The organism is Kosmotoga sp. (assembly GCF_982836095.1).
In genome coordinates this window covers 1-8,552 of record NZ_CEYIHJ010000076.1, presented here as the reverse complement: position 1 = coordinate 8,552, position 8,552 = coordinate 1, and the positions used below count along the sequence as shown (strand labels likewise).

Sequence of the window (8,552 nt, the reverse complement as noted above, 5' to 3'; positions counted from 1 at the left end):
CTGGTAGTGATTCACACTGAGACAATAATAACTGATATACCTGGGTCTCAGGGCTGCCAAGATCCTTTAAAATTGAAACTTTACGGTTAAGCGCTTCCTTAAAACAGGTACCGGATCTCATGGCTTTTTCAACAGCGCATAAAGCAAATACCGGTTTTTTCCATTCAAAAAATCTAACAAGTTTATCATCTTCTTAAGCATTCAGTAGGAGAAGTGCATCGAAAATTTCCATAAAAAAGCAGAAATGGTTCTTCTGAAGCATTTTATTTTATAGTTCACTTGTTTTTTATCCAAATTCGATGACGCATTGCATCATTTTCGTTGATGAACTTTTGAAAAGCCTATTTTTCGGACAGGCACTAATTATTTACCGGTGAAATTGGCAAATAATTATTTCGGTGAAATTGGTAAGGAATTAAATCGGTGTTTCCACACGGTCTAATTTTTCTATATTCGGTATTGATGAACCTTAATAATCAAGGCCTAACCCCAAGCCTAAGTTCTTTGAGTCAGGGTGTGGCCCTTGTGGCTTTGGTGCAGCAGACGTCGGATCTGGCCTTGGTCCAAAAAGGTCTTCACGAGCCCAACCTTTTTCTCCTATTGGTGTCACCACGCGAAACCATCTGCCCTGTTTGTCGATAATGCCGACCTGTTGACCTCGACAGAGTTTAACAATAATCCGGGAAGAAGTAGTAGCTTTATTTCGTATGTTAGCACATTGAACGGCAATCGTCATACGCTCCAAATTTTCAGGGATGGTATATGATGGCCTATTACCTCCAGACGAATCAAAACATATGGATTGAGCATAACTGTTATTGTCAAAACATCTCAAATTGATGATATTTGTTTTGTTCGGATCTATTTTGACATGTTGCGAATCAATCACGTTTCCGACCCTATTCCGTATAAGGATAGTAAGCTTATGGCCATCGATTCTCCCTGAATAAAATGAAATCGATTCGGGTGCCGTTAACCAAGTTCGGGTGTCCGCCTTGGCCATAGTTATATTTAAAAGCGACAATGGTATCTGAGCCATTTTTCTCGAAAATTTGTCTTCCTTATCTATCTGACAGACGATTTTTGCATCCCGCAACGATTGGACAATTACCCTGAGTACAGCCTTTGTTACATTTTCCGGGAGTTTCTCTTCATATTCCTTCAGCGGCAGCAACTTCATGTCGGTCAATTTATCAAGCCTTCCAACTGCTTTAGATCCGGAGCTCATCAAATCAATACTTCCAATGTTGGTATGAGAGGCTTTGATTCGTGCTATTGAGAACTGCCCAACTGTTCCTGAATAAGGGTTCGGAAAAGGAATGCTCAAATTCTCCTTTGTGGGCGCCCGACCCACCTGAGCAAAGACATAGAGATTTTGTCCCGAGACCATGCAATGGCTATTACTCTCATAATCGGACAATATGTTCCTCACGTATCGATTGTCTGTCAGAGCATCAGCGTTTATCAGTTGTGGACCGACATTTACGTATTCTCCGGAGAGGCTGAAATTCAGCGCTGCCATGAGGTAGGTAAATGAATTTTCATACGAATTTCTCACAGACATGACCTTGCGTCTCAGATCTGGAGGAAGTCCTGCCTTACAGGTCAGTTCTCTCAGGTCTTTGTCAAGGTCATATCCCTTTTGATTTCTCCTTTCCTGTGCTTTCTTTGTCTTTGCTTGCTGCTTGGCCACTGAGGCTTTTTGTTGTTCAATCTGCTTTTCGATTTTCCTTTTGCTTTTTTCGACTTTTGCACTCTCAAATTCCGCATATTCTTTTATCATCTTGTGTCTTTCAATTCCTCGCATCGTCTCAACCCTTGCGGAATCCACATCACCCAACATCAAATAGTTCATTGCCTTGATCGTATGGATATAGACTTTCTCATAGTCTGCAAGCTCATAGTCCCGTGAGCCCTCTCCGAACAGCACGTCAATGGTCGCGCATCCTACCTTTCTTGCACTTAGTATCGCCTCCTCCTCCCTTGCTGTGTAGCGTCTGTACGCCTCTTCCAGCAATCGATTGCTTTTTTCAAAATTTCCCTTGAAAGAATAAACGGTGCCTAGCTCCAGAAGATAAATAACATCAACTCTATCCTTTATGTCTCCGTCTTGTTCGAATACCTTATGCTCCAGAAATTTTATCTGTGTTGTCTTGCCGAGATCAAAGTGCTTCATCACAATCGAGTAGTTCTGTGCTGCACAACCAAGAAAAAAGCATAACCCAATGAAAATAGAACATATATAAATAATTTTCCTTGATAGAGCATTCATCTTGTTTCCTTTCATGTTGACTCACCAGGCCTCAAATTGCGGCTCCGTGGCACAGACCAAAGAGCTTACAAGAAACCGTGTTGTTTACTGCCTTTTCTTGATCAAGCACAGGGTGTTGCCGTTTGATTTCTGGAAATTGGCATAAATGCCATTCTGTCTGAGTACCTCGTAAAGCTCTCTCTGAAAATCAAACTTTTTCCCAAGATATTTGACATCAATCTCAAAATCCTTGAAACTTGCGTTCCTTACGTCCTTTCCCTTAAATCCACTTAAATTCTCAATAAGCCCCACAATAGTAAATATCTCGTTCTCATCGAAGTTCTTGAACAAACAGGAATAACGAGTGCCGCTCTGGACCTGTCTACCAAAATAGGCGACCGTACCACCTAATACCGATTCAGCCACATTCGATGCCAATTGCCTGATTTCCGTTTCAGATATAAGGCTTTCATTCACATCGTCTATTGTCCGTCTGGCGGTTCTGACATTTTTACAATCTTTACGGGAAGCAATGATTTCTGCCGTTGCTGGCGCCACTACTTGCAGGCTTACATCAAATGAAACCTCGGCAAAGTATTCGTTTGTGAGTTCAGTCCTCTTTACTGAACCTACATCAAGCACCAGGAGAAGATCCGCTGCCTTTTTGAGAACCATTGCGGAAATAGCATCCATACTCAATGAAGCTCTGCCTGAATGTCCAATCTCACGCTGAACATCGCGAACAAGGGCCTTATCTAGGACAAGAAAGCCTTTCCGGATGAATGCTTTGTTTACGGCTTGCTCTGCAGCCACCACTGCTCTGCAGCTTCCTGGCAATGAGATGCGTCTTCCCGGCACATAAACGGTAATAAACCGGCGATTACCGATCTGCTGGCGCAGGATCCCAAGTGCCCTCAAATCGTCCTTTATGTTGGCAAGCTGAACCTTGGCCCTGATGCATACCTCGTATGTATTGCCGGTATGTGTATGGCCTTCAGACAATATGGTGTAATTCTTCACATATCCGGATGACTGAGAATATATCCTATCGCGAATCAATTGGTCGTTTTGCACCATGGTTTGTGAGTCAATGACGGTTCCCAGGCCCATTTCAACAGCGTTTCTCTGGGCATTCTGGAGCGCCATGGTTCTGGCCCTTGAGATGTTTTCATTAACTATTGACGCAGTCCCACATGCGTCTACCATTTTTAGGGCGGCACAGCAGACTGAGGCATAGGAAATCACAATCAGGCCCATGGCGACATACAACAGAAAAAATCTACATGATCTCATCGGTTACTCCTAAACGTACTGTTCAAATCCGGAATATTTTAAAGTCCAAACAAGCCCTTTTTCCTAACCTTACGAAGCTTGGCCTCATCCGCCCATTCCAACGTTCCTGTTCGGAAGTCCACCATGTTCAAGGTAAATTTATAAGAGACATCCTTCCTATTGCTTGTAATAATCTGGACACCTGTAAGCTCTCCGTATATCCGATATCTGGGAGCCTGTTGATTACTCAGATATATCTGTCTGTCCTTGTCGGTGATTCTGTTGCCGAATGCCTCTTCTGCCGACCGTTTGTCATAAGCGCCTTTTTCCGTGTAGTCTATTGCAAATCTGACCTTCCCGCTTTTTATTAGTTCTGTTCTGATGGAATCTGTGATTGCTTTGGTGTCAATGTGCTCGGATGTCTTATTTTTCACAATATCCACTCTAACCAAAGGCCGATTAGGCCCGAAATTGAAACGATTGACCAAAGATCGGGCCATTTTTTCAGCGATAATAGATAAATCTGTTGCACTGAAGGTTGTATAGACTTGGCTGTCATCCATGATATCAATGCGCTTGGTAGTCGCACATCCGCCCACAAGAATCAGACTCAGGACCAAAACTATGAATCTTACTTCCAACTTCATCTTTTTCCTCCTCCCAATTTATATTGTTTCATGTCGCCGGATCTTAGATTAAATTGTCCTGAGACGACAAAGGGTTAAGACTCTCAGTTCAAAAAAGCTTTCCAATGGCAACATAATAAAGCCCCGCACGGGTATCTTCCCATGTGGCAACTACCGGTAGGGCCTTAATGATTCCAGATACCTTTTCTTCCTCCACTGAAATAAACTTGGAGAGCATCTCATGCTCAACCCCGGATTCTTTAATGGTAAGGACTTCTCCATCTGCAAGATACTCCACTGAGGAAAGCTCAATCCCCTTAGTATGACCTAACACAGATCGCATGGCCTTGATTTTTGCTATCCTTCTGGCGTTGCTTATAGAATCCTTCAGTTGAGTGGAACCTACGGCCACTAAAGCTTTTCTGCCATCGTCCAATTGAAATCCCCGGACACCTCCATGAGACCGGAGAACAGGTGATGTATTGACAAGGGATATAAAGAAATCTCTTAAGGTTTCCCCCGATTTTCCGGACGAAGGAGCAGGATTCAGCTTCTTTTGTTGACCTTCTTGGCCAACAATTTTCCCCACTGCCACATACAGTGTTTTGTTATCTTCAGTCCACCAGGTTCCGACAATGGGTAATTGCCGTATTATTCCTTCCACCTTTGTTTCAGTTATTTGAAGGAAAGATGAAAGTGAAATGGTTCCATTTGTTTTTTTTGTTTGTAATGATCCTGTTTTTGCAACGCGAGATGTTGAAATCTGGATATCCCCGCTAAAGGAAAGAATCTCGGTTCTGGCAAGGATCTCGCCCTCTCTTTTTGCTCTGAGGATTGTTTGAGGTAATCTGTTATCCAAAAATGTCCTTGCGATTCCTATCAGGAGGCAAGAGCTGTCATTCAGATCAAATAGCATAGCCCCGCCTTCTTTCATGAATCCTGGGTGCTGTATGAGCACATCGTAAAACTGATATTCGATAGATATGGACCGGAATGGGAGAGATGTATCGTCTGCCTGGGCTGTGACTGAGATAGGGAGTAAAAGCAAAAAAATAAATATCACCACCCGCTCGCAAGCTCGCTTGAGACGCACAGAAAAGAAAAAATACTTTTCATTTTCTTCTGAGAGGGAAAAAAATGTGAATTCTGAAAAACTGTGTTTATCTGTGTCCCAAAATATTCTTAAATTCTGCATAATTTTCCTGGACCCATTTGTTTTTACTGCTTTTTACCGCATTGTGTTCGAAATAATACCTTGCACTTTCTTCAAGGCCAAGAGAGTGACAACAAAGGGCTAAATTTGTGAGGGCGAAATCATATTCAGGTTCAAGGGTAAGCGCCTGCCAGAGGAAAGGCAGCGCCATTTCGGGTTTGCCAATATGACGATAGCAGGCTCCGATCAGGTTATATGTTTTTGGCGAAGCAGGCTGCTTTTCACAGGCGCTGAACAACAAATCAAGCACACGATTCACATCTTCATCTGTTTTTGCCTGATTAAACATCTCCACCGCCCGTCCGAATTCTTCATCCGGTGATTTTGTATCCCCATCCACAGCTTGACCCAGACTTGCTGCTACAAGGTTTGGAATCGGCCGATCACCCAAACGTTTCATTTCCGTTTTCCAGCTACTCGGCCATTCTTTGGCCCAGCTGTAATATTCCCATTCTGGTAGTGATTCACACTGAGACAATAATAACTGATATACCTGGGTCTCAGGGCTTCTAAGGGCCCTTAAAATTGAAACTTTTTTGTCCAGTGCTTCTTTAAAGCAGTTGCCGGTTCTCATAGCTTTTTCAACAGCACACAAGGCAAATACAGGTTTTTCCCATTCCAATAGAAAAAAGTCTGACAACACAAGGTAAGCTCGCCCATAGGCAGGAACCAGTTCTAATGCTTCGCAAGCATTGATAACAGCATCCTCCCATTGCCCCTTATTTGCCAGCTCTTCGGCCTTTTCTGTCAGTCGCATTGCCCTGAAAAGGTAATTCTGGAATACCAGCGTTTTCAGTTCAGATCCAATGGCTGTTGTATTGAAGCCGGGCTGAAAACAAAGTGCCATTTCTTTTTGGGCGTTGTCCCGCAACCATTTTCCGACCCGGCTCCGTATTTCACGATTGAATTTCGAATAAAGGGGCACATGACGCAAACAAAAGGCAAGGCCTTCCAATGACGGCTGTTCTATTTTGATATACTTATAAATTGCGGTCGATAAATCAGGAAACTCGCAAGGAACATCTTCTATCGCAGATAAAGGTACGGCAACAGCCGTGAAATGGCTTTGATCAGTTTCCCACTGCCGAATAACAGTTATTCCTTTGATTCGAAGAGGTGGTGCTATAGGAGCAAATAATCTGATAAAACGTCCGTATTCTTTCGAATCCAATCCAGCCGGAGCGTTCTTACATGAGGACGCCATATGAACAAGTTGTAACGCCCGTAATAAAGAGATTTTCTTGGCTAATTCGTGCGCTTTGTCCGGCCTTATCTTTTCTATAATGGCCTCGCCGGTTGCAAAGAGGAATTTTCCCTTGTACTCAATCCCCTCCTCTTTTTTCAAACCATGAGGAATATCCTTCCATGCCGGTTCCATGGCTTCAACAGGGGTAACCCATAAAACTATCAGCCCCATGAAAATAAGTATGGAAATAAGCTGGTTGACACTATTATTCGTCTTTTTCATGAAATAAGTTACCTATGATCCGTTCTTATCGTCTGATCGAGGGTTAAAGGCGTCATGGTTATTTTATGGTTTCCGCAAAAACTAAGCGGAAACCATAATTTTGGAGCTCGTCAGTGTTTACCTGAGTTGATTTCTGACGGGTTTACCAGGCATCTTTATCTGCACCTTGACCAGAAGAAATGACGCCCTTTCGCGCTGGACTTTCGACTTTTTTCTTTACTGCTGGTGTTTTAGCCGGTTCAGTGCTTTCGGGTTTGTGTTCAATGGCTTGTTTTAGTTCCTGGGCCATGGCTTGGGATGATGGAGACCATGACATGACTTTCAGGACCATGGGCTTGTCGGTAAAGGGGTGGGTCAATTCTTTGGTCATCAGCCCATGGAGCCCTGTGATCTTTTGTTTTTTTGACACTGCCCGGATATTTTCCTGAAATTGGCTGATAGATTTGTAGTCCTGGGCACCGGTATCTTCCTGGTACTCACTTGCATAAAGGGCCAAAACCTCCAACAATTCTTCTGTTGCAGAAAATGCAAGCTTCTCACCCATAAATGTGCGCATAGCGGCCATCGCCCGCAATCTTGCTTTTTTCCCCGCCCGCTCAAACGCTTTGTCCATTCGACCGCCAAGAGGCTCAACACCAGCCTGCCCAAAGGAAAGCAGTACATGTTGGCCCTCATTATTAATGTATGCACGCACTCCCGTCAAACAGGCCAGTTCACTTACGTCTTTGGGCAGTTGTTTACTAACTTCTTGCTTGGCTTGTTTATAAGGCAGTCCAATCGGAGCAATTCCGCGCTGCATACTGTCTACCATCCGCTGCATATTATGAGACCAGAGTGTAATAACTATAACCTGGTAGTTATTATGATAAGATCCCTCAAAGGACTGAATTATCTGTGTCCCTTGAACATCTGCAAAGGCACTTGCCGCCGCTTTCATTGATGCCTCACTGATATTTCTAAGGCGGTTTCTTTTTTCCTTTTTAGCTGCTTTCTTTTGTTTTATTTCCTCCTGATCTTTACTTGTATCCACTCCAGCATCTTTAATGGCTTTATCCAGTTTGGCTTCGGCTAAAATTTTAACTTTTTCAAACAAGCCGGACATAGTATCGAAAACCCCCATGGCTTTTGAATTTTTTTTAAGGGTTGGACTTGTGTTAACAATATTTTCCAGTTCGGCTCGTTCTTTCGGATTGATTTCCCTCTCACTGCTACCTCTTATCGTGGTGAGATCAACACCCATAAAAATTGCAGTTTTGACCTTTGCATCAAGCTCGGCTCTTTGAAAAGCCAGAAACCGGCTGTCGATATACCCTGGATCTGAAGGAGTTGCATTGACAGATGCTGAACCAATGCTGAGATAAAGAAGCTTGTCTTTAAACAAATTTCGACCTTCTTCAAAACCCTTGTCTGCCAGCCAATTCTGAGCAACATCCAAAGGATTTTCTCCGGACGGCAAAACTTTTCCCGGATGATTGAACTCCTGGCTGAGAACCTTCACACCGGGGCTGGTCGCAAGCACTTTCCACCCCTGTTCACTCGTTACATTCTGCATCTCTTGAGAAATAGCCGCTTTTTCGCTCTGTCCGGGTTCTTGGGCAAAACTTAAACCAGGGCCGATCAAGGATAAAATCATCACACAAAAGATTCCAAATAAAAAACGATAAAATCCCAACCCATTAACAGATTTCATTCAATACCTCCTTTCCTGATAAATTAGAGATG

General features: G+C 43.3%; 6 protein-coding genes. All 6 read right to left on the bottom strand.

Annotated elements, in window-relative coordinates:
* Positions 1–469 precede the first annotated feature (469 nt).
* Positions 470–2,287 (bottom strand): SH3 domain-containing protein, encoded by a 1,818-nt coding sequence (locus tag AC3LHT_RS06275; protein ID WP_488662304.1) that lies wholly within the window; start codon positions 2,285–2,287, stop codon positions 470–472.
* A 69-nt stretch (positions 2,288–2,356) separates the two neighbouring features.
* Positions 2,357–3,544, bottom strand: a complete 1,188-nt coding sequence (locus AC3LHT_RS06270) for a hypothetical protein (RefSeq protein ID WP_488662303.1) — start codon at positions 3,542–3,544, stop codon at positions 2,357–2,359.
* Between the two features lie 38 nt (positions 3,545–3,582).
* Positions 3,583–4,170: a penicillin-binding protein activator LpoB gene (locus AC3LHT_RS06265; RefSeq protein WP_488662302.1), complete on the bottom strand. Its 588-nt coding sequence runs from the start codon at positions 4,168–4,170 to the stop codon at positions 3,583–3,585.
* An 88-nt stretch (positions 4,171–4,258) separates the two neighbouring features.
* Positions 4,259–5,197: a hypothetical protein gene (locus AC3LHT_RS06260; protein WP_488662301.1), complete on the bottom strand. Its 939-nt coding sequence runs from the start codon at positions 5,195–5,197 to the stop codon at positions 4,259–4,261.
* 112 nt (positions 5,198–5,309) lie between these two features.
* A complete protein-coding gene (locus AC3LHT_RS06255; RefSeq protein ID WP_488662300.1) occupies positions 5,310–6,707 on the bottom strand; it encodes a tetratricopeptide repeat protein in 1,398 nt (465 codons plus the stop codon).
* 265 nt (positions 6,708–6,972) lie between these two features.
* On the bottom strand, positions 6,973–8,520 hold the full coding sequence (locus AC3LHT_RS06250; RefSeq protein ID WP_488662299.1) for a DUF6844 domain-containing protein: 1,548 nt from the start codon (positions 8,518–8,520) through the stop codon (positions 6,973–6,975).
* Between the last annotated feature and the right edge of the window lie 32 nt (positions 8,521–8,552).

Coding starts and splice junctions, on each gene's coding strand:
- AC3LHT_RS06250 (WP_488662299.1), bottom strand. CDS start 8,520: ATGAAATCTGTTAATGGGTTGGGATTTTATCGTTTTTTATTTGGAATC.
- AC3LHT_RS06275 (WP_488662304.1), bottom strand. CDS start 2,287: ATGAAAGGAAACAAGATGAATGCTCTATCAAGGAAAATTATTTATATA.
- AC3LHT_RS06265 (WP_488662302.1), bottom strand. CDS start 4,170: ATGAAGTTGGAAGTAAGATTCATAGTTTTGGTCCTGAGTCTGATTCTT.
- AC3LHT_RS06270 (WP_488662303.1), bottom strand. CDS start 3,544: ATGAGATCATGTAGATTTTTTCTGTTGTATGTCGCCATGGGCCTGATT.